This window comes from Limnobacter sp. CACIAM 66H1, from assembly GCF_001601825.1.
Taxonomy (GTDB): Bacteria; Pseudomonadota; Gammaproteobacteria; order Burkholderiales; family Burkholderiaceae_B; genus Limnobacter.
Genome location: NZ_LUJK01000041.1, coordinates 1 through 23083 on the forward strand (window position 1 = coordinate 1; position 23083 = coordinate 23083).

Here is a 23083-nt window from a genome sequence, read left to right on the forward strand (position 1 = left end):
ATAAAATAGGTTAATAACCGTCCAAGGATGTGTTGTTTACCGTTTGTTATAAACCATGGTGGTCGAGGTAATAGGCTAAAATTCAAAGACAATTAAATTCCTCGGAAAAGGACGCCAAGGCGCTTGAACAACTGTTTTTTTCAGTACGCTCTAGCATCCAGGTGTTGTGCACCGTACCTATGCCCGATCCTGGTTTTTTCAAACTGGCACCGGGAAAGGCACCCCAAGGGCAGGCGTTGAGAAGAAAGGCTAATCCAGTCCATGTATTAATCGCGATGGTGCCATAACGAAGTTGGCCTAGAAGCGATTCAAATTTTTCACGTCCAATTTTTTTAATGGTTGCAGGGTGGATCACGATGTTCGCCCCTAAAGTACCGTGTAATTTTTCATTCGCGAAATCAATGGCTGAGGCCAGGTAGTTTTTGGGGCATTCACCTGACAAAAATTTGATTGTGAAGGCAGGAGCAAACACTTCATTGTTGGCCAGCCATTCAGATTCGCCCTGATCAAAGTCGGCCACCAAAAAGGTCAGCCTTCCAAATTGATCAAAAGACTCTATGCCACCATGCGCTCGAAAATCAGCGCAGCGCTGTTGACTGCCAGGATAATATTGCTCACGTCCACCGTGGGATGTCATGATGGACTTTAACTCACGAAGTAGTACCTCTGTTCCTTCCCACCCCTCTGGCACTATGAGCGTTTGCATGGCCACGCAGTTGTAACCGGAATTTTGCATTTTTTGTGTCGCAATCTGCTCAGCCTGAAAGCGAATGTCCGCTTTTGTCCATGAACCAGGCACCACAATGGTCGGGCAAACTGCACCTAGCTCGGAAGTAATGCGCCGGGTATTACGCGGTTTGTCGTTTTTCCTGTTGTTGTCTGCCTCCTTCCCCTCACCCCATACGATCAGGTCATGCGTGGCGGCAGCGCCCGTAATGTGAATGCTCTCCACTAAGGGATGTTCTACCAAATACGCCCCCAGTTGGTTTCCGCCGCGCACAATCCGAAGAGCATTGCGGTCAATTAATGGTTTGAACGCAGCGTGCAAATAATCAAAAAGATAATCATTGATCGGGTTGAGTTTAAGCAACACGACCTCGTTTTCAACAAAGAGTTTGTGGAGTGCGTCCAATGGACTGATCGCTGCCACATTGCCTGCTCCTAACACCAAGGCCAGTTTTCCAGATCTTTCACCGGCTGGTAGATCATAGGCTGAGGCAGCTTCAATCGAAACTTCATTTACGCCGCGCTGCATCCAAACCTCTGCCTTCACACCTGATAAAAGAAGTTTGTCCCAAGGGTATGCGGGAATACTTTCAAAGCAAGTTGACCTTTCGCGACTCGGCGATAGGGTAGTTGCGCTAGAAAGGCCTTGTTTTCCATTTTGGAGAGTGTTTCAATAAGGCCATTGCAAGTGGCCATTACTGGCAACGGACCTGCTAACCATTCTTCCCCTTTCAATGTAGAGCTTGCAGGTAAACGCTTGCGACGTGCTGCAATTTCAGCCCAGCCCTCAGATTGTTGAAGAAGCGCAGTCTTGATTTCTTGAAGAATGAAAATGCGAACGGTACAGTCGGTACGGGCCCATTCATGTTTGTTCCCATCGAGAACCAACAAAGCGTCGTCACAGCGTTGAGTCTCTTCGGAAGCAGTTTTCTCTCCAGGTATAAGGTTTTGAACGGACATCTGCTCTATCGATAAATTACCTAACGACTCAGACATAACTCATCTCCTTCTCATTAATCTGAGGGCTTGTACTTGTTTTGGTGATTCGATTCTTACCGAGGATCATATCAGCCGCTTTTTCGGCAATCATGATTGAGGGTGCATTTGTATTGCCAGAAACCAAGGTGGGCATCACGCTCGCGTCTACCACTCTTAGTCCCTGCAGCCCATGCACACGTAGTTGCGCATCCACAACCGACATTGTGTCGGTTCCCATTTTGCAAGTTCCTACAGGGTGATAGATGGTGTCGGCTCTAGCGCGTATTTTTGATTCCCACTGAGAATCGCTCATGCCTTCATGCACGTCGAAAAGTTCTTTATGTCGGTAGTTCTCTAATGGTTTTTGCATCAAAATTTCACGGGTGATTTTTGCTCCCTTGATCAAAGTTTCCAGATCCCTGTGATCCGATAGGAACTTTGGATCGATCCCTGGATCATCCAAAGGATCCGCAGATTGCAAGAAAACTTCTCCTCGAGAATAGGGACGAAGCGCGCACACATGGCAAGAAAAGCCGTAGCCTGAATGTAGTTTGCGCGCGTGGTCCTCCACTATAGAAATTACAAAGTGCAATTGTAAATCTGCACGATCAATTGACTTCGATGATTTCAGAAATGCAGCTCCTTCCGCAAAAGGCGAGGACAGCATACCGGTGCCATTTCGACGCCACGAAGTAAGGTGCTTGAATAATCCCAGCGCGCCTGCCAAACCCAATCCAAAGTTGTCAGTATCAAGGGATTTGAATGCCAGTGTGAAATCCAGATGATCCTGCATGTTCTGCCCGACACCTGCTAACTCGTGCACCATGCTAATGCCATAGGGGGTGATGTCTTGTGGTCTACCAACACCGGATAACTGTAAGAGTTGAGGGGAGCCAAAAGCACCAGCAGAGACGATCACCTCGCGACGGGCTTTAACTAGAAACTCCTTGCCGCTGTGGCGATAAAAAACACCCTTTGCACGCTGATTCTCCAAAAGAATGCGACAGGCATGAGCGTTTGTAAGCACCGTTAGGTTTGAACGCTCGGTCATTATGGGATGAAGGTAAGCGGCGGCCGCTGAGCAACGTTCACCGTGCTTATTCGGGTCATGAAATTGTGTTACCTGGTATAGCCCGGTACCCTCATTGTCACCGGTATTGAAGTCTTGCTGCTCTGGTAGTCCCCAGGCTTTTGCTGCTTCAACAAACGCGCGAGTCACCGGTCGTGGGCTGTTCTGATCCGACACATGAAGTGGTCCGCTGGCCCCGTGAAATGGATCAGCACCTCGCTCGTTGTTTTCGGCATCTTTAAAGTAAGGCAATACACTGTCCCAGTCCCAACCATCACAACCCAGGTTTGCCCAGCCATCGTAATCCTGTCTTTGTCCTCGGATGTATAACATGGCATTAATCGCTGAAGAACCCCCCCAGCGCCTTGCCGCGAGGCTGATAGCCAATACGCCCGTTTAAACCGGGCTGAGGCACTGTATTAAAAGCCCAGTTGTTCAGTTTTCCGTGCCCGGGAACCATCGCAACCATTGCAGCAGGTGTTCGAATCAAGGAATTGTCTCCACGACCACCAGCTTCAAGAAGGCACACTGTTACTGACGAATCTTCGCTCAAGCGCGCTGCCAGAGTTGCTCCGGATGAGCCTCCACCCACGATTACAAAATCGAATTCCATAATAATCTCCAAACTAAGAATTAGTTGCTTCTCTCAAGTCGAATACTTGATCGAATCAAGAGACCATTGGCGGGGGTCATAGTCGACCAACTCTTTAATTCCACTTCGCTGATTGGCACGAAGAGCCAAGATTTGTTCCTCCGGGGAAGCAAAGTGTCGGTCCCACTCAACTAGTTTTGATGTCATGAGCTTGTGCCAAAGGGGCGGGCAAAGCGTCAAAAAAATTGTGGTTAGGTATCCGCCGATCATCACAGGCGCATCAGGCAGTGGCATCAAGTTCTGGTAGGGCACTTCGCCTTGTGCATGATGATGCGAATGACGACTCAGGTTGAACATGCCCCATGATGTCATTCGACGGTTCGTATTCCAGGAGTGACGTGGCTGAACAGGCTGTTCAGGTAAGCGCACCATGCCGTAATGCTCCATGTAGTTCACGATTTCAAGTAAGGATTTGCCAAATAAAGCGGCCAAGCTAAAACATAGTGCGCCTGTCCAGCCCGCAACCGAAAATGCAGCTACATTCAACACCACGCTCATGAGCAGGCCTCGAATGTACGCATTGTGATAAGACATTACTGGGAGTCCCTTTTTATTCAGGCGTTCAGCTTCAATTTTTGCAGCACTGATATTTCCCTTGATAGTTGAGAGCACTATGTGAAGATATACATTGCGTCCACGTGGTGCTGTCGCTGGATCATGCTCAGTTGACACATAACGATGATGACCGTACACATGCTCAATGGCAAAGCCCGCATCGTAACTAAACGCCAGAAGCCAACGCCCAACCCACAACGAAACGGGATCCCATGTCCGATGCGTTAATTCATGAGCAACCACAGTGCCCATGATTCCAATCAAATAGCCATAGTAAATAATCCCTGAAAATAGCGATGTACAGACGAGGTTGCCTCCCGCGCCGCAAAGACGTCGTAACTGGTAAGACCCATGACAAATTCACCTAGACCAAGTGGATCTCCTGTCGACATCGTCCACATAAAGCAAAAACCAATCAACAAAAGGAGTGGCAAAGCTAACCACAATTGAACGGTCAAAATCCAGGGCTTGCGGTACTCGGGTGTCACTGTGTCGTCGCCCGTCAACATGTCTCCTAGAACATAAAAGCCCAACAAACTCGCAAAACCCGCAGTGATCCAAGCGCCACCCGCCAAATATGCAACGACTGCGATTACTCCCATCAAATGAAACATCATGAACTTCAGATAATCACCAATGGTCGCCGGAGTTCTCTCAATCAAGGGCAAACCAACCGCTCCATAAAAGCCAGTGTTCATAACCTCTCGAACTACGAAGCGATCTGCATAAATACCTTGTGCTGCAAGCTTGTTCTCCTTTAATTCCTTAATTGCAGCATCAATCATTTGAGGCGGACCACATAAGTAGGCTTGGGTGGCACCCGCAGCTTCCCTACGAATATGGTCCGTTACCAAGCCACGCAAGCCATTCCAGTTGTGATTGGAATTATCTTCACTAAGAATGGGAACAAACCGAAATCCAGGCCAATTCTTTGTGTAAGCGTCAAGGCGATGTAATTCGTATAGATCTTGTTCGGTGCGTGCACCGAACAACAGCGTAACGGGGCGCCGATCACCCTTGCGCTCCATCTCCTCAAGCATCCCAAGTATTGGAGCCAGGCCACTACCACCGGCGATAAATACAACCTTTTCTCCACCCTCACGTAGCCAAAAGTCTCCACCGGGACCTCGTACGGTTAGTATTTCCCCTTCGACCAGCTTATCGAATACATAAGTTGAAAACCGACCACTAGGCACTCTGCGAATGGTGAAGCTGGCCAGACCTTGGTTGTCTGGTGCATTTGAAAATGAATAACTACGAGGTGCGTTTTTGACAGAATCCAGCGTCAACTCGGCGAATTGGCCGGCCTTGTAATTGATTGGCTGATCAAGTTGCACGTCAATTCTCGCTATGTCGTGTGTCAAGAACTCGCGCTTCACAATGCGTCCCGCTACTGGCGAAGAAGTAATCGCGGCGCTCTCGTCCATTTCCACTTCAATGTCCGACTTCAAGCGACTTTGACAAGCCAAAATGTAGCCTTCAGCAATCTCTTCCTCAGAGAGCAGGTACGCGCTCTCAGTCAACTCCTGAACCCTGCCGTCCTTGAGCTTACACTTGCAGGAACCACATCCTCCAACTCTGCAAATATTGGGAATTTCGACGTTTTGACGCAAAGCAGCTAGAAGTAGCGTTTCGTCGGCTTCAACATGAATGAGTTTGCCGTTTATATTGGCTTTGTGGGTTGAGCCTTTGTTTAGAAATTGAAGCATGTCCGCCTCCAAGTGATTTTTATAATGTGAGAAATGGCGATAGACCAAATGAGAATTATTATGCGGAGGGGGTCATTTTCTGCAAAGAGGTGCGTCGGACAAAAAAGGGGTCTTTTTCCGCCAATCTTATGCAGTAGTCGTTTGATTTACCTTTGAAGGAAGCTAACTCTTACATACTTCAGATTAAAGAAGTTAACGCGATGTTCAGATCTCTCAACTTCTCGGCACTGACGTCCTTACCCTCGTAAACGAGCCGCTTACCGACCATAAAAGCCAATGGCATGTTGACTGCGTCAACAGCAATTAGACGACCTTCCCTGATATAGAAAACCGCAAATGCATCACCCTCGATGTCGCGGCGAACGACGCGTTCATCATGGTTCTGTGACAATCCCACCATTTGCAGGCGAAGGTCATATTGATTCGACCAGAACCATGGGACGTGGTGGTACGGTTTGTCCTCTCCCATCAGGGTAGCCGCCGCTGTACGGGCTTGTTCGACAGCGTTGGCGACCGATTCGACCCGTTGCATTTGTTTGAAAAAAAGATTTCGGTGGCGGGTACAGTCGCCGATAGCCAGGATGGAGGGATCATTGCTGCGGGTATGTTCATCCACTAAAATACCGTCATCACAAGCCAGTCCAGCGGACTCTGCCAGTTTGGTTTCTGGTACTACTCCTACAGAGACGAGCACAATATCGGCTGGCAAGGTATTCCCGTTCGCCACTACTACGCCAGTCACATGACCGAGACCGTCAGTTGCGAATTCGGTAGCCGTGGTGGTCAACCGCACATCCACTCCCGCGCTGCGGTGCTTTGAATAAAAGAACTCTGAGATCTCTGGTCCTGTGACACGTTGCAATAGGCGTTCTGAGGATTCGAGCACAGTGACGACTAGGCCTGCCTTGATGGCGATTGCTGCCACTTCTAGGCCGATGTAGCCGCCACCAACGATCACCAGCCGTTTACCCGGATTTAGTTGATCACGCAGGACATCGGTGTCGGCGATATCGTGCAGATAATGAATTCCCTTCAAGTCCGCGCCGGGTACTTTCAGACGTCGCACCCGTGACCCAGTGGCCAGGACGAGTCGATCGTATGTCAGAGTGCTCTGATCAGACAAGAGAATGGTTTTATTGCTCCGATTTATCTGCTCAACGCGCACGCCAAGTTTAAGCTGGTGGCCCGCGTTCTCGTATACCGACGATGGTTTCAAGTACAGCGACTCTCGGTCAACACTACCCGCCAGGTAATTCTTCGACAGAGGTGGGCGCTGGTATGGGGGGTAGGGCTCATCTCCTACCAGTACTATATTATGCGGGTATTTTTTCTGGATTAATGTGGTCAGTAGCGCGCCTGCTGCATGCCCACCTCCAACGACAACTGTCGTCTCTTTTTCTTTCGTTGTCATGAGCGCCCTCTCCAACACGTTATTGAGACCGGATTATCCAGCTGGACAATATTATGATTGCGCCCCCCTAACAGCGGTCGGGCGTCTCTGTTTGCTTGTAAAGGAATTAACTTGTATTCTGCGTCAAAGAGATTATCGCAGTGGGGTCAATTTAACCATCATCTCCGAATAGCCACGCACGAAGTTCGACTGCACTCGTTCGGGCTCACCAACAACTTCTATGTTTTCAAAGCGCTTGAGTAATTCCTCCCACAGGATACGCAGTTGTAGTTCGGCCAGACGGTTGCCCATGCATCGGTGAACGCCATAGCCGAACGACAGGTGGTTACGTGCGCCAGAACGGTCGATGAGGAATTGATCCGGATCCGTAAACTTGCGCTCGTCCCGATTTCCCGATGCATACCACATCACTACTCGATCACCTTTTTTGATAGTCCGTCCCCCAAGCTCAACGTCTTGCTTGGCGATTCGGCGCATATAGGCCAAAGGTGTTTGCCAGCGGATGATTTCCGACACCATGTTTGGAATTAGCGCAGGGTTTGCTTTGAGCTTCTTGAACTCTTTCGGAAACTGGTTCATGGCTAGTAAGCCTCCACTCATGGAGTTGCGGGTAGTGTCATTACCACCGACGATGAGTAGTGCCAGATTGCCAATAAACTCCATCGGACGGTTAATCAAGTCACGAGTATCCTCACTGCTTTGCAACAAGCTGATCAAATCAAAGCCTGGCGCCTCACCTGCGGCGCGGCGTGCCTGCTTATCTCGCCAAAGTCGTGAAAAATCGCGGGCCATGTCGGCGGCAGCGTCGAACATGGCCTCCTCGTCGGTGAACTCGCCACCGGTGGCTGATGCGGCACCAGCTAAAAGGTCTGACCAGTAAATTAGTTTGTCACGTTCGTCGTAAGGGAAATCCAAAAGCGTGGCCAGCATGCGTCCGGTTAGCTCCTTTGATACCGTTGGTACCCAGTCAAAGGGTTGGCCCACGGGAAGACTGTCGAGCACATCCCCTGTGCGAGACCGGATTAGGCTCTCCATTTCTTTCAGGTTCTGAGGAGCCACTACGCCTTGCACGGAGCTCCGCTGTGCATCGTGTTTTGGTGGATCCATGGCGATGAACATTTCCACCGAGAGGCCTTCAGGGGGATCGCCAAGGATGATGACCGGCTCGGCGGAAAACAGGTCATGGTGTTTATCGACGAACAGGATGTCCTCATAGCGAGTCACCGACCAGAACGGACCGAATGGACTGTTTTTCTGGAAGTGCACCGGGGCTTCATCACGCAGTCTCTTGAAATAGGCCCGCCATTGCCCTTGCCTGTACAAAAACGGATTGCTCACGTCAATGTCATCAATTCGTAGTGTACCTACGTCTGGCAGCGGGTATTCAACAAAGCTTGGCGTGGGCCTGCGCGCGCCAATTGTTTTCTTTTTGGCACGCATCAAAAATTTCAGACCCTGAATTTGCAAATGCATTGGTATCACCTTGGCGGTGGCATTAATCACTCTGGTCTGAATTTGGTCAAATGTTTTGGATTGTGTTGACATGGGGCTCTCCGATATTTACATCTGAAATTCTGGGAGTCGAACGGTCATGCCGTCCATCGCTTCAGTGGTTTTAACTTGGCAGCCCAAACGTGAGGTTTTTGCCCGCTCTGGCGTCATCGATAGCATCTGCTCTTCCCCATCACCGAATGAACCGATCTTTTCGAACCATTCATCTGCGACTATGATGTGACAAGTGCCACAGGCGCATTCCCCGCCACAGTCCCCATCGATTCCTGGAATGGCGTTATCGACTGCGATTTGCATCAATGATGATCCAGCCTTGAATTCGATAACGTGAGTTGTATTGTTATGCTCAATAAAAATGATTTTGCCCACTGCGTTTCTCCTACTAGTAACTATCATCGCTAGTGATAGTAAATTGCCGTCAACACAACGGCGAGGTCATTTCTTGACGGCACCGGGTCATTTCAAGACAATGCAGTTATTCTCATCCTTGATAGGTGGCGCTGATGACGCGGCAAGCGAATATTTCCCAAAACCTTACAGCCGATATCCCATCAAATTACTCACGACTTATTGCCCGTGAGCTGGATCTGACGGCTAGACAGCTACCAGTTCTGTTACGTGGAACGGGACTCGGAGTTAGACAGTTTCTGAGGGAGGATGGCTTGCTCTCGGCAACTCAACAAGTTCTGATTTTGCGAAATGCGTTGGTGTTGTCTGGCCAGCCCGAATTTGGTTTAATGTTGGGCAAGCGCCTCACGCCGGCGACGCATGGTGCTATGGGGTTTGCCGCTTCAAGCAGCCCAAATTTACTCAGTGCGCTACAGGCTATACATATATTTCTGCCAACGCGGGTAAGCGTCATTGAATTAAATTTGCAGCAAGTTGAAACTCACCTCGAATGCACACTGCATTTTCGGATGTCGCTTGATGCTGACATACAGCGTTGCATGGCAGATACGATAATTAAAGTTCTTCTGGAGTTTGGTGAATTCATTATTGGTCGACCTCTAAATGAGGCTGAAATATTTTTCCCCCATCAGGCACCCGAGTACCATGCGCTGTACTCCGACTATTTGTCGGGGCAGATTCTCTTTAATTGCGATCATTTAAAACTCAGGTTGCCGATGGCGTTGTGTCTGGAGCCGAACGCCTCTGCCAATCATGAAAGCTATCGCTTTGCTCTGCAGCAGTGTGAATCCATGCTCGCGCAACTTCAGACTCACAAACCTAGCTATCAGACGAGAATTAAAAAGATGATGTTGTCCCGTCCGCCCGGAACCCTTAATGAAGATGAAGCGGCAGCTTCTCTATTCATGAGCAAGCGCACCATGGCACGTAAACTCAAAGAGGAAAACACCGGATTCCGGCAAATCCGAGATGAGATTATGTCTCAACAGGCTGCAAGCTACCTGTGCGACAGCAGGTTATCCATTGAGAACATCGCTGTGTTGATGAACTATCATGATAGTGCCAACTTCAGGCGTGCTTTTAAGCGCTGGTTTGACCAACCGCCAGAGACGTTCAGGCTAAATACCAAACCTCAGGCTATGCAATTTAGTTGATTTATGATCTAAATCAACGGTTGATTGAGCTGCTTTAACCGGTGCAAGTGTTCGCCCTGAGCATTTTGATTGATCAAACCTTTGATAATAGCTTGCCAGACGAAATTGCCAATGTCGTTCGGTGTATGGGAGCCATTTGGATCAAACCATGTTGCAACCCAGTTGAGGGCACCAAGGCCAATCAGTCGAAGAAGACGACTATCCACGTCTTTCTGAATAACTCTCTGGCTGATCATTGTTTCGAGAATATCTATCCAAAGAGACTCGTACTGGTCACGCAGTTTTATGATTTCCTTCCGTGCCTCTGGACTCAAGGCTCGCCATTCAAACAGCAGCACATAGACCATGTCGGAATCACCCAGCAGAGCTCGAAGATGTGCATTGATGCAAAGACGCAACTTCTCGACTGGGTCATTCGAACTGGCATAGGCCAATTCTACCTCTTCTGTTACCAGGTAAATTCCACGGCGCATCAGTTCAACAAGAAGTGCCTCCTTGGTGTTGTATCGATAATAAAGGCTGCCTGGCAGCATATTGCAAGCTTCAGCGATTTCCTTAAGTGAGGTTTTCTCAAATCCCTTTTCGCGAAAAAGTCGTGCTGCATTTGACAAAACATTGCCCTGATCATCCAGTTTACTATCGGGTATGGGCGGTTTTTGAACCATAGTTTGTACATCTCCTAAGTGGGGACATTGTATTTCTCATCATTGTCAAAATGGACCGAATCTACACACAAATAATATTCCATTGTGTAAGTCGTTGCCCTTCCGCTTGAACATATTCTTGACTTTAGTTGGTTCACCAACCAAAATTAAGATGTGTGTAAACTTTTAGGCGATTACTATCAATGGCAATAATTGCTTTTGGTCTTTTTTATGCCAATCCCAAATGTTAATGAGCGATCAAATCTGATGACTGAGCCAAACAAAGTTCACCAATGTGGTGCCGTAGAGACTGCGCGGCGTTTTACCGAGCAGGTCCCTCACAACAGCGATCTAGGTATGCAGGTAGTCTTTGTGAATGGCAGTAAGGTGTGTATGCGTCTAACCCCACAGGCATGGATGTTCGCCGATTCCGAAAAAAGGGAAGTAAGCACGAGTATTTTGTATTCACTAGCTGACTCGGCCAGCGGTCTTGCGGTATTCGCTGAGGCACAGGAGCTAACTCCTATAGCTACGTTGAGTTTGCATATGGATTACCTAAGACCCGCTGTTGATAGTCATTCATTGTTGGCGGTGGCCACTTGTCGCCATCTTATGGACGACGTAGCCTTCATCTATTGTGAAATCTTCTGTGAAGGTGATGATGTGCCGCTAGCAACAGGTAGTGCCACATTTATAAGAAATACCCAAGGCCAACGCTTCCAAGTGGCTGAGGCTTCAAGGGGAAGAGCATGAGTCGTACTGTCGATCCTGCTCATCCTCGTCCCACCCCATTTGATGGAAAGAGCGAGTATGACGCTTGGCAGACCTTACTTGATAGTATTCCATACTCACGGCATTTAGGACTCGAGGTTCAACAACACAATGAGGCGATATTTGTTCAACTGCCTTACCGTGACGCTTTTATTGGTAATTTCATGTTGCCAGCACTACACGGCGGTGTAATCGGAGCCTTGATTGAGATTACAGCGCGTATCGCTGCCCAAAGAGAAGATACGCAACTACGCAGCCCCCGTATTCTGGGAAGCAACATCCACTACCTTCGCTCAGCCACGGCGCAAATTACTTTCGCGAACGCGGAGATTGTGCGTCAAGGTCGGCGTACCAGTTTGGTGAGGGTGAGCTGTTGGCAGAGTGAAAGGACTGCACCGATCGCAAACGGAGTTGTTCAGTTGCTGTTCTCTACTTCCGGGAAGAATCAAGATGGTATTGGTAACAAATAAATCATGTTCTGTCGAACGAGACGGATTTCTCGCCGCTGATGGTCGAGAGATTACCTTGTGGCGGTGGCCTCAGTCTGACGGACGCCCCATGCTTCACTGGGCACACGCGACTGGTTTCCATGGTCGTCTTTATAAGCCACTTCTTGATGAACTGTCCGTTGAGTGCAACATCATAGCTTGGGATATGCGTGGACATGGAGCAAGTTCTGATGCAGCCGTTGCTTCTACATTTCGCGGTTGGGAGACCTACTATCAAGATCTAACCGCGTTGTTGGCAAAGTTGGATGAACCAGTTTGGCTTGGAGGTCATTCAATCGGTGCTACATCAAGCATTATGGCGGCTGCTCGCCAGCCAGACAAAGTGTTGGGATTGATACTTTAGAGCCGGTGATAATGGATTCATGGCAAAGCCGAATGTTGTGGTTGTCCAAGCTGTTGCGTCGATCACACCGGTTGTCGTTGGCCGCTGGAGCCGCACGCCGACGGAATGTGTTCGATTCTTATGTCTCAGCTCTGGAAAACTATCGTGGTCGAGGTGGCTTCAAGACTTGGCCCGAGTCTTGGTTAGAGGCTTATGTCCAACATGCCTTTATACAGGATGGAGATCGTCTTCGTCTTGCATGCTCGCCGTTGTGGGAGAGCTCCACATTCGCTCAAACCGAGCATAACCCGTGGCCTGGCATTCGTCAGTTGAAGTGTCCTGTTGTTGCAATAGCTGCGGAGCGCGCTTCAACTTTCTCATCATTAGCGCAAAGACGTCTTGGAAAGATATTGCCCTCAGCCGAAGTGAGGGTTCTGGCTGGAACTACGCATTTTTTGCCTATGGAACAAACTGAGCTAGTTCGTGATGCGATGCTTAAAATCATGTTGCCAGAATGCAGGCGGAACTAATTCAGAGATTGATCAAATTGCAGTTGTGAGGAGCAAATTAGTGGACAGTCAAGCCCAATATGATTTTATAGGCGTGGGAGCTGGCTCCTCCGGAAGTGTTTTGGCCAATAGGTTGAGCGAAAATGGCAAGTTCACGGTATTGGTATTCGAGGCAGGGCCTAGCGATAAAACCAATATGTTCGTACACATGCCAGCGGGTATGGCTAGTCTTATGCGCAGCCATAAATACAATTGGCGATTTTAGACATCACCACAAGTGCGTATTCTGGTGAATTCGTCCATTTCCTCGAAAGAGGTTAATTGGCCGAATGCACTTACACAAATTTGATTTACAGGCCCATATAGGCATCGTCCATTCTGAGGCATATCTGTTTGCGACTTTCCAGCATCTGATAGTGGAACTCGATTTCCATATTAAATCTTCTTTCCCACGGCATGTATTTGGCCTGATGATCGACATTCACGAAGTCACTTGGATTAATGTAAAAAGTCTCTTCGCGCGGTTTTCGCATTGCCTGTAGATTAGTTCCAGAACGAGTTGTTTCCATTCGCTCATCTGATAAATCGTCAGGGCCAACATCTTTGTTAAATTTGATATCTAGTGGCTGTTCCTGTTCTTTGGATTGATAATCTGAAGATTCACTACGCAATGCCTTGATTGTTTTTTGACTCATATCATAACTTGTGATTCGACCTTTAAATTTATAAATGCGAGTCGTGTCCTGGAGTCCGCTAACTTGTTCTGCGAGGTGTATTGTAACGTCGGAGTTTGGGCCCAAGCCAGAAAACTTAGTCAGCTTGATTTGGTTGTGTTCGACAAGACGTTCGACAACAAATTCGTGAACCTGCTGTGTGATTAGTTCCTTGGCTAAATGATCAAGTTTAGAGTTGTCGTCCTTACCTACACGGTGAATGCTATTGAGCTTCGGTTCGAACACGACACCTTGCAGGCTTGATACGATATCGACGATGTGATTATCAATCCAATCCAGCCGTTCGAAAATTGCTTCCTCATTTTCTTTTGTCGATGAAATGTCAAAGACGAGTTGCCAATAACGGAGTTCACTTTCTGAGTCACTAACCAAGTCGCCGACTTCAATTGACCTATCAATTTGATCTCTGTAAGTGGCTGCAATTCTGTGGAAAAGATTTGCTTTTGTAGTTTTGAATAATCTAGCACTTTCAGATACCTGGCCCTCTGTTAGTGATTGCGGATTTTTCACCTTAAGTTTATGAACTACATAGAAAGTCATTTAGTAGCCTCCTGCTAACAGATGTACAATCAATCCAATCCAGAAAAATTCGGTATTCGAAAAAGGCACGTCTTTCTTTTGACGTTTGACACCAATGACCCACACTGTCTCTAGATCAATATTGAACTTGACTGTTTGACGCACAGGACCAACTGATAAGCTGAATCGAGTGCTCAGTCCAAGATCTGTCAAGACATTCCGAATATCGCATTTTTGACTGTAAGAATTTGACCAAAAGAACAAATCTTTGGAGTCGAATCCGAGGAACTGAAGCAGGTCTAAAATGTGGATGAGATTCACAAGATCCTTTTCTTTCATCGATTCGCGGATCACATAATGAGCATCCTCAGTGAAGTTACCGAGTGGATCAAAGTTAGAGTTGAGTTCAAATGGAATTCGTTTAAGAGCCAATATTTCTGATGTTTTTGCAGGTGTTGCCTGCACTCGGTGAATCAAGTCAGCAGTATCTGCATTATCAGGTAATTGTTTTTCAAGGCGTTCGTAGAAGGCTCGGCTCAGGAAAATGCCGTTCGTTTTCGTGTGAGCGAAGCGGGCAGGGCGTAGGTTAGGCGGAAATGATCTAAATATATTTTCAAGATGATAGAGCCGGCTTGCGATTTTCGGGTTGGCAGTGGAACAAGGATTTATCGTATTGCTAGATTGGTTGAGGTAATCAAGTGATCCGAGAATGTAGTCTTTGACGTTAAAAGTACGCAGATTTATTGACTCATCGAGTTGATGAGCTGAACCTTTAAGGCCGTATCTTGAAGCCAATGAGAAGGCGAAACTTTCGCTTTGAGTATCAGTGTTCCCGAGCGCGCCTTCACAAAATTGACTGTTGTACAAGGAGTCGATAACCTCAAACCCGCGATGTGAATAGGTTTCTAGTAGCGTGGTTGTTCCTGCATGCCCGAGAATTCTGCTCGCGACAAATAGTGTTTTGCGATTCACGTTTTCGGGTGTTGTATGAATCAATCTTTCGCCGGTTAACGGATTGTCAGGATTGCAGCAAATTGCACTCTCAAAAAGTCCATATGTCAGCTCGTCAGCAAAGGTATGTCGCAGGGTGTGAATACTCCCTCTGAAAGTAACATTTCGAATGATTTGGTTTAGACGCAAACTAATCTCGCGCGCAGAGGACTGAATCAAATCGCCAAGGTAACTTGCTTTCGCTGTGATTGCTCGGTGCTTTATTCTTTGAAGGATCCCTTTCTCCTCACTTGTAATTTTAGTTTGAGATAACACATAGCGATTGGAAGCAGGAAATTTGGGTCTAAAAACAGAATCGCCCACCACCCTGAGCAGCGGGGTAGTATCTAGAAGCTGCAGATTGACGGGCTTTAGAAAGAGAGACTCAGTTTTCCTCAGACCAAAACGACGAAGAAGAACAAAAATTGCTTGAACCGCTTCGGGCTGGGTTTCTTGAATTTTTTTAAAGATCAGATTTAGTTCTTTCTGAGAAAAGAGATGTGTGGCTGGGTTATAAACCGCACCAATACTGTCGAACTTCACGGACATCAAAGGATTCAGTTCTGCTAGTTTGGAGAATAGGTCCCTAATTTGACGCAGATCGTCTTTAGCAGATTGCAGGATCTGTTGTCTGTCCAGTAGGTAGCCGTTAATGGTTTCAATTGCCTCATCGAGTTGTTCATCATCGATTTCCTGCTCGAGGTTGGTCTCTTTAAAAAGATTCCCAATTCTTCCGTAGTAATTGAGCTTGGTGCTTTTAGCCAAACTTTTTCGTCCAGAGGGTCTTCTACTCTCTATATCTTTGGCATAGCTTAAAAGTGCCGATTTACACAGAGAGGGTCTCGCTGCAATTTCTGTACTTAGTCTTAGCATCGCGCCAAGGGCGTCATCCATGATTGCTTCAATATGGCTTGCGACAGATTTACACAATAGCCCTTGTTCATGGAAGTCAGTTAAAGTGTCCGAGGTGGAGCTCTCCTCGATGGCTTGGTCATGGGTGCCCCCAGAAAAGTTATCCTTAATTTCGAGTCCTGTAGCGCTAACAAATGAGCTTGTAGCGGTCGCTTGGGATGGATTAGGGTCTTTGTTACCGGGATCGGGATATGCAATCGCATCGGTCGCTATAACTTCATGCGAGAGATACTTAGTTGCGGGCGCTAGTCGAGCGTTACTTGCCACGTGATCTGTGTCAGGATCAGTGAGTTGTTGAAAGCTTAGATAATTTGAGCTGCGATGCTTGGTGTCGCCTGAGGCAATCGCGGACAAACAACCGGGTAATTCGTATAGTTGGTAGGATTGCTCAATTTCAGCGAAATAATAAAGTAGGTCTTTTTTGGTGTTAAGCGATGATCCACTGACTCCGAGGCGATTTATTTTAGCCTGCAGGTCACGCCCTAGTTTTTCCAAATTATTGCTGCTCTGGCGAAAGCTTAGTTGATTGACCAGCCGTTCATAATAGTGAATTGACAGGCGATGAAGCTCGTGCCGTCTGACCGGAGTGAGCGGATGGGGCTGCGTATCGACAAAATGAATGTCAATAAATGTTTTATCGGATACTGTTCCAAGCAGGTAATTTCCTTTTAGAACCTGCTGAATTGCTATTTTACAGGTAATGCCATTTAGCTTGATTAAAGAGAGTGCGAACAGAAATTCAAGATTGACCTTTTGTTTCGCCTGGGTGTTGGATTGGAGGATCTCCATGATGCCTGGGTGAGACGCCCGGTATTCCGAATATTTTCGACAAAAGTCGATTGGCACTCTCTCGTTGACGGTACGGCCAACACGCGAGAAGAATTTCATGTCAAGGCCTGGTGCTAACTTTCGAAGAAACCGAGTGAACTTGTAAAAATAGATATCAAAATGAATCCGGTTGCTTAGCTCCAATTGGGCTTGTTTGAGTGCTTTGTCAATTCGATCTTGTGCTTTCTGTTCAGGTCGCAAGCCTTCAATAATTGATTCCGCATCTTGGTAGGCCCTCGCTGAAACTGACTTGTGTAATGCTTTATGTTCAGTCCTTCGCAATTGCAAGCCAAAGCGTTTGGGTATCGACTGCCCCCACACATCAACGTCTTTGCTACTGAATTCAAAATCAATGGATTCACTAATATTTAGGAACTTTAAGATCCTATCTGCAAAGTCACGAACTCGTTGGTGATCCTTATTCATTGTTCTTAGGCTTGATGCGCCGTAAACTGGAATCTTGTCGTTTTCATGGCCTAATAGTCCATCCACAATGTCTCTATCGGTGATCTCGCAGTGGTTACTGACAAAGTGACGCAAGAAATTGGCCTGTAAGGTATCGAAATTTTCAAGGAGTGTTATATCCGCAGAAATACCTTCAATACCGTTTTCTGTCAGGAAAAAGAAAAATGGGATACCTTGAGTGTTTGAAAGGCTTGGCGTGACGAGAAGCGATTCGATTTGTTTCGAAAGCTTAGGCGTGTTGGTTCGAAGTAGATTGGCGAGGCGTTTAAGAGCATTTCGATAGGAGATGCCAATTTCATCAGCGAGCGATTTACAAAGTGGTACCACACGTCTTGGCTCCCTTAGTAAAACATCTTTGTCATCAACAATCGTGAGATCAAAAGTGTCTGTGAATAAATCAAGATCGCAATATGCATCTTTAACGGGTCGCCCGCCCGTTGTTAGATAGATCCGGAAGATCAAGTAGGTAACCCAAGCATTCCAAGACATGCAAAGTGATTTGCTGTTTATGGCATGCTTTAATTGGCTAACCATGATAGCTACATCGGCTCTAAATTTCTCAAGATCAAAAGCGTAAGGGGAGCCCGCGACGTTTTTCTCTTTGTGGATTACGGAATAGTAGGCGCATTTCGAAGGAAGCTCTGATCGAGCGTTTTTTTGTATCAACATTGCTGCCGATTCTGGATGCCCTTGTGCAAGGAGCATCAGTCGTCGGCTGCTTTGCAGCCAGGCATTCGATTCAAACCCGAAATGTACTTTTACCTGATCAATTTTCTCAGGATCGAACTTTCTATCAATCGCCAGGTCGTAGAGGCTCTCATGGGTTTGAATATTCCATTGGTCCTTTAGAAAGTTTTGGAGTTTGGTGGGTAGAGATCTCCGCTCTATCCTTTCGGACGGCAAAAGAGCTGAATGAAGAAAAGTCGTTTTGCCGATATGTTGAAGTGATGGACGAAGTCTCCATATCGCGGAAAAATCCTCCATGAATCCAAACTCCGGTTCTGGCAGATGATGGACTCTGAGTGCTAGCGCACCTTCAAGGTTGGCACCGATTTGATATCCGATCCAAATTAACACGTCTGCTAAAGTGTCATTGGTGATTTCGCTGGTGTTGCCCGCCTCCAAAGTTGCGTAGGCACTGATATGTTCAGCCTGAAGCGGCAAGTGTGGGTTGGTCGGGAAATAGGTCGAAAGGTTGAAATCAAGCAGTACTTGCCCAATGGCTTTTGCCTCTAGCTCAGGGGCGTCCTGATTGTTGTTTTGTTGTCCCTTGGTATGACCGTCAATGTTTGAACCAGTGTGGTCGTCTGGTTGCGCATTACTGAAGTTCTGTTTAAAAAGCGCTTTTAACCTCCGGACTTCCTTGCCATCATCATCGTTTATTTTGTACCTGTTCAATTTCAAAGACTGGATCCCTGAAAGAGAGTCTGGACCAAAGTAAAGAACAGGTTTTTCAGACGGAGAAAAGAAATTCAAGAAACTCTTCTGAATATTCCTCTGATATTTCGTTTCGTTATCGTTTGGAAGAACAGTCGTTGATCTCGATAGACGAAGTTCAGTTTCTAACTTTTCCTTGAATACTTTTTCACTTTTCGATGGCTTGTCGAAGCGTTGAAACAGATGGATCAGAAAATCACGGTTTTGGTTTTCGTTTACTGGCGCAAAAGTTTGGCGTATCTCATTGAGAAATTTAAGATGGGGCATGCGAAATATCACGCTTCCATGGGTGAAACAATAGCATTCAAACAACTGCTTTAATATTAGCAAAGCGGTTTGTGTATAGCCGAAATTGGGATGCTGCTGCCAACTTTGAAAAAGCAGCTCAACAATTGGGTATTCACCGCGTGAAATTTGCTGAGCTCTGAAAATCGGTCGTTTTGTATTGATAGTTTGTAATTGCTGATCACATGCTCCGTAAGCATCGTAGCTTCGGATTATATGGATCAGATGGTGGAGGTTTCTGTAGAAATCATCTTGGTGCGACCATGCTTGTAAAGTTTCCCTGTAGTGCGTAGTGCATAGCCAGCCAAGGCAGTAATGGAGAAAGCCCCCTCCCGCAAAAGGGATAGTAATTTCCGACTCAACCTTATGATTACGTAGCCCGTTATGAAGACGTAGATCTTCCCCGATTGCCCAGCTTCGTCTTAAATTGGTTACAAAGTGAGCGGGAAGGTCTATTTTGTCGGTTACCGCTGCAAGCGCATCCTCAAACTGGCCACAGTCTTGGATTAGATTTGGATTCCAGTTGGGGATATTTTTCATATGGAGGTGTCCCAGCTTGACAACTTCGTTGCAAATATCGTTACGATTGCACCGAGAAGACTTGATTTGAACGAGCTATATCGCTTACACTTCGAACAAGTGGATTGGGGGCTCCCGGTCGGCGCTATAGCCTCGGTGGGTTTCATCGGGGCTTTTCGCTTTTTTGGGGTGGATAAACTTTTAAGCCCCAATTTTCATATCCTTGCCCGACGTTTTTTCGACCTCCAGAGCAATAAAACTTTTCCTTCAAGATTTCAAAAGCAGAGTTTGGTTGATCGGGGCGCAGAATGTTAAGGCCAATCGGCCTAGCGACGAGGTCAGCCAGTTGCAAGCCAGGGGAATCCACCTTTTTATCCGCAAAAATAATCTCAAAAGGGAAGTTGATTCCAACGCGATTTGCGCCATCGGTCATCCGACGAAACTCAAGCTCTAACTCGTCGTCTTCTTTTTTACCTCGACATTCAAAGTCTACGTGGGTGAGTTGCTTTTGTTGACTCTTCTCCTGCAGGAACTCATAGAGTGTCTCCAAGCAAAAGCCTAGTGCCAAATGATAGGGGTTCTCGTTTTGGTCGGGCGAGCCTTTGAGTTTTGATTTGTCGATGACACAACTAGCCAGAATAAAGTTGTGGGTCTTGATTAGTTGACTCAGTTCGTCCAGGAATTTGGTTTTTTGCAGCTTGCTTTTGAAGGTGAATGCGCCTTTTTCTTTTCTGATGTCGTGTTCATGCAGTACAACCAAGTCATGACCGAAGTGCTGGAACTTGAATTGGTGCAGTGCGGAAACAACGCGATTGGCGTAATGCCTCTTGTGAAATATGCAAAAGGCAAGGACAAAAATTGGATAGTTTGGATCCAAATTTTGCATGCCATGGTCACCACTTTCGTCGACATAGACGATGTAGTCACTGAATATGCCGGGTGTGGTTTGGTCGGTTTTGCTGCTCATTGTGGTCTCGCAGTGACTTTGAAAAGTCTGTGACGAACAAAATTCAGTCGCCTACGGATGTGCCGCAAAGTGGGCCGAGACTCCAAAAACCACAAAAATAGCGAAATAGTGCCGAGACGTTAAATGGTGTTATCTCACAGTTTGTGTGTGAAAGCAACAGAGTATAAAAATTCAGAGGGTCTTGAAAGCACCTATTAACGTTGTTTCTGACGAAAATAAGTTAAATAAGATACATCTTTTCCCCTTGGCCTCCGAAGGTTCGATCCCCGCCAGCCGCGCCACTTATCAAGAAGCCAATGCAGCCACGTCCTCCCACCGTTCCACTGGCACCCAACGCGATTCAAAAAGGCACACCGCTGAAGGTCTTGATGAACCAGGAGTCAATCGAGTGCCTGGCCCAGAACATTCTTTATGTGCACAAGGCATTTCCCGCTGAAGCGTTTTGCCAGCACGCACTGACCAATCTTGAACCCTTGGAGCTGATGCAGCGTGCGCAACACATTGCAAAATCGTTGCGGGAGTTTTTGCCCGGCAATTACCAGCAAGCTGTGTCCATACTGATTGACTCATTCACGCCGGCAGAAACCGAAGTGGGGTCTTTGGGGCTGGCTGGGTTTTTCTACCTGCCACACAGTTTTTTCATTGCCGATTTCGGTTTGGACCCGGGTCACAACGACGGCAACGATCCCTTCGATATCTCCATGCAAGCCTTGCGTGAACTCACCATGCGGTTTACGGCAGAATTTGCCATTCGACCTTTTCTCATTCACCATCAAATGCGCACCCTGGAACAGGTTAGCAAGTGGCTGAGTGACCCCAACCCGCATGTGAGGCGACTGTGCAGCGAGGGCACACGCCCCAAGCTGCCGTGGGGAAAGCGGATTCAGTCGTTTGTCGCAAACCCGCAGCCCACATTACCCATACTCGAATACCTGAAAAACGACGAGTCGTTGTATGTGCGACGCAGTGTGGCCAATCATCTTGGGGATATCGCCAAAGACCACCCAGAGATTGCCTTTTCCACCTGTGAGCGTTGGCTGAAGGCGAATGCGTCCAATGAATTGAAGTGGGTGGTGCGCCATGCGGTGCGTTACCATGCGAAGAAGGGCGATGCCCGGGCTTTGGAAATCAGGAGCAGGGCGAAACTTAATCAGTCACCAACTCAATAAATTGTATGTACATCGAAGGTACCATTAAAACCTGGAATGATGATCGTGGATTCGGCTTCATTCAGTCCCACGAGAATCAGGTCGAGGTGTTTGTTCACGCGACGGCATTCAAAAATCGCCACACTCGTCCCCAAGTTAATCAACGTGTTTACTTCAATATTGAGCCAGGGCCAGAGGGAAAGCCCAGAGCGATCAACGTACATTTCTCACGTCCCGTTTCCAGGCAAAAAATCGCCAGCGCGGAGGTTCCCGCGCAGTGGGGAACATGGTCCTTTTTGGCGATCCCCGCCTTCGTTTTCTTGTTTGGGGTGGTGAGCCTGGTTTGGAATCCGCCGCTGCTGTTGGCTTTGTTCTATGTGGTGATTAGCGTTTTGACTTACTTCACCTATGCCATGGATAAATCAGCAGCCAAAAAAGGCGGATGGCGCACTTCTGAAAGCACATTACACTGGCTTTCCCTGCTGGGTGGTTGGCCTGGTGCTCTTGTCGGTCAGCACATGCTCAGGCACAAATCAAACAAGGCTCCGTTTCGATTGATTTTCTGGTTAACGGTTTTTGTGAATGTATCTTTGTTCTTGCTAGTGGCTTCTCCCAAAGGTCAGGCATATTTGGAAATGTTCAGTTTGCAGTTTTAAATCCAGATGTAAAAATCTACCGGGGCATGTTGGCCCACAACTGGAAGCCGGTCCAATTCCGGTAATTGGTCCAGACCTCCCCAAACAAAAAGAGTTGTTGTACACCTGTCGATTTCGCCGTACCCCATTCGACTATTGAGGTTGGCACAATTTTCAAGGAGATGACGATGTCGAACAACGCAGGCACAGTAAAGTTGCACAGGGTATTGCGCGCGCCAGCAGAGCGGGTTTACAAGGCGTTCACCGATCAAAGTGCGTTGGAGTACTGGAGCCCACCTTATGGTTTTACGGGCACCATTCATGAAATCGATGTTCGCGAGGGTGGTGGCTACCGCATGTCATTTACCAACTTCAGCACCGGCAGCAGCCATACTTTTGCAGTGAAGTATCTTGAATTGGTGCCCAATCAGCGAATCAGAAGCACAGATCGTTTTGACGACGACAATCTGCCAGGGGAAATGGTTGTCACCGTTGACTTGAAAACAGTGTCATGCGGAACGGAGCTACGCATTGTGCAGGAAGGAATCCCCTCAGTCATCCCCGTAGAGATGTGCTATTTGGGTTGGCAAGAATCGCTTGAGCAACTGGCAAAGCTGGTTGAGCCTGACATTCCAGACCACGGTTAAGGAAAGTTGTCGTTAAGTGCTTGACCGGCGTGGGGCATGCTGGGATATTGATGTTTCAAACTGATATC

General features: G+C 47.4%; 19 protein-coding genes and 1 pseudogene. 8 read left to right on the forward strand and 12 right to left on the reverse strand.

Annotated elements, in window-relative coordinates; translation table 11 throughout:
- Positions 1-82: 82 nt before the first annotated feature.
- The 8 genes and pseudogenes from A0129_RS11680 to A0129_RS11715 form a co-directional block, all read right to left on the reverse strand.
- Complete coding sequence (locus tag A0129_RS11680; RefSeq protein WP_291715174.1) at positions 83-1255, reverse strand: aldehyde dehydrogenase family protein; 1173 nt, start codon at positions 1253-1255, stop codon at positions 83-85.
- Positions 1256-1269: 14 nt separating this feature from the next.
- Positions 1270-1722, reverse strand: a complete 453-nt coding sequence (locus A0129_RS11685; protein WP_291715176.1) for a hypothetical protein — start codon at positions 1720-1722, stop codon at positions 1270-1272.
- Positions 1715-3386, reverse strand: a pseudogene (locus A0129_RS11690) (GMC family oxidoreductase). Before A0129_RS11690 ends, A0129_RS11685 begins: the two are co-directional and overlap by 8 nt.
- Positions 3387-3419: 33 nt before the next feature.
- Positions 3420-4232, reverse strand: coding sequence for an alkane 1-monooxygenase (locus A0129_RS11695; protein ID WP_291715178.1), 813 nt, complete (start codon positions 4230-4232; stop codon positions 3420-3422).
- A gap of 8 nt (positions 4233-4240) precedes the next feature.
- Complete coding sequence (locus A0129_RS11700) at positions 4241-5689, reverse strand: 2Fe-2S iron-sulfur cluster-binding protein (RefSeq protein WP_291715180.1); 1449 nt, start codon at positions 5687-5689, stop codon at positions 4241-4243.
- Between the two features lie 178 nt (positions 5690-5867).
- Complete coding sequence (locus A0129_RS11705) at positions 5868-7100, reverse strand: FAD-dependent oxidoreductase (protein WP_008247233.1); 1233 nt, start codon at positions 7098-7100, stop codon at positions 5868-5870.
- Between the two features lie 132 nt (positions 7101-7232).
- Positions 7233-8645, reverse strand: a complete 1413-nt coding sequence (locus A0129_RS11710; protein ID WP_008247244.1) for a cytochrome P450 — start codon at positions 8643-8645, stop codon at positions 7233-7235.
- 15 nt (positions 8646-8660) lie between these two features.
- A complete protein-coding gene (locus tag A0129_RS11715; RefSeq protein ID WP_040512148.1) occupies positions 8661-8981 on the reverse strand; it encodes a 2Fe-2S iron-sulfur cluster-binding protein in 321 nt (106 codons plus the stop codon).
- A gap of 134 nt (positions 8982-9115) precedes the next feature.
- Here A0129_RS11715 and A0129_RS11720 point away from each other — a divergent pair, with 134 nt between their 5' ends.
- The gene (locus tag A0129_RS11720) at positions 9116-10174 is read left to right on the forward strand and encodes an AraC family transcriptional regulator ligand-binding domain-containing protein (protein WP_008247248.1); all 1059 of its coding nucleotides are present in this window, start codon (positions 9116-9118) and stop codon (positions 10172-10174) included.
- Between the two features lie 8 nt (positions 10175-10182).
- On the opposite strand, the gene A0129_RS11725 is transcribed toward A0129_RS11720, so the two are convergent.
- Complete coding sequence (locus A0129_RS11725) at positions 10183-10839, reverse strand: TetR/AcrR family transcriptional regulator (protein ID WP_008247251.1); 657 nt, start codon at positions 10837-10839, stop codon at positions 10183-10185.
- A gap of 396 nt (positions 10840-11235) precedes the next feature.
- Here A0129_RS11725 and A0129_RS15830 point away from each other — a divergent pair, with 396 nt between their 5' ends.
- The 4 genes from A0129_RS15830 to A0129_RS15835 all read left to right on the forward strand — a co-directional run bounded on the left by A0129_RS15830 (position 11236) and on the right by A0129_RS15835 (position 13194).
- On the forward strand, positions 11236-11571 hold the full coding sequence (locus A0129_RS15830; RefSeq protein ID WP_350105378.1) for a PaaI family thioesterase: 336 nt from the start codon (positions 11236-11238) through the stop codon (positions 11569-11571).
- Positions 11568-12059: a PaaI family thioesterase gene (locus A0129_RS11730; protein ID WP_008247256.1), complete on the forward strand. Its 492-nt coding sequence runs from the start codon at positions 11568-11570 to the stop codon at positions 12057-12059. The genes A0129_RS15830 and A0129_RS11730 overlap by 4 nt, the downstream gene beginning before the upstream one ends.
- Positions 12060-12147: 88 nt before the next feature.
- Positions 12148-12441: an alpha/beta fold hydrolase gene (locus A0129_RS11735; protein ID WP_291715183.1), complete on the forward strand. Its 294-nt coding sequence runs from the start codon at positions 12148-12150 to the stop codon at positions 12439-12441.
- A gap of 465 nt (positions 12442-12906) precedes the next feature.
- On the forward strand, positions 12907-13194 hold the full coding sequence (locus A0129_RS15835; protein ID WP_083797051.1) for an NAD(P)-binding protein: 288 nt from the start codon (positions 12907-12909) through the stop codon (positions 13192-13194).
- Positions 13195-13279: 85 nt separating this feature from the next.
- Here A0129_RS15835 and A0129_RS11740 read toward each other — a convergent pair whose 3' ends face one another.
- The 3 genes from A0129_RS11740 to A0129_RS11750 form a co-directional block, all read right to left on the reverse strand.
- Positions 13280-14203 (reverse strand): hypothetical protein, encoded by a 924-nt coding sequence (locus A0129_RS11740; RefSeq protein WP_008247259.1) that lies wholly within the window; start codon positions 14201-14203, stop codon positions 13280-13282.
- Positions 14204-19639, reverse strand: a complete 5436-nt coding sequence (locus tag A0129_RS11745) for a site-specific integrase (protein ID WP_008247264.1) — start codon at positions 19637-19639, stop codon at positions 14204-14206.
- A gap of 142 nt (positions 19640-19781) precedes the next feature.
- Positions 19782-20585, reverse strand: coding sequence for a DUF3800 domain-containing protein (locus A0129_RS11750; protein ID WP_291715184.1), 804 nt, complete (start codon positions 20583-20585; stop codon positions 19782-19784).
- 296 nt (positions 20586-20881) lie between these two features.
- Between A0129_RS11750 and A0129_RS11755 the strand changes: the two genes are divergently transcribed.
- The 3 genes from A0129_RS11755 (at position 20882) to A0129_RS11765 (ending at position 23015) form a co-directional block, all read left to right on the forward strand.
- Positions 20882-21754 (forward strand): DNA alkylation repair protein, encoded by an 873-nt coding sequence (locus A0129_RS11755; protein WP_291715186.1) that lies wholly within the window; start codon positions 20882-20884, stop codon positions 21752-21754.
- A 5-nt stretch (positions 21755-21759) separates the two neighbouring features.
- Positions 21760-22389, forward strand: a complete 630-nt coding sequence (locus A0129_RS11760) for a DUF1294 domain-containing protein (RefSeq protein ID WP_291715189.1) — start codon at positions 21760-21762, stop codon at positions 22387-22389.
- Between the two features lie 167 nt (positions 22390-22556).
- On the forward strand, positions 22557-23015 hold the full coding sequence (locus tag A0129_RS11765) for an SRPBCC family protein (protein ID WP_291715191.1): 459 nt from the start codon (positions 22557-22559) through the stop codon (positions 23013-23015).
- Positions 23016-23083 lie beyond the last annotated feature (68 nt).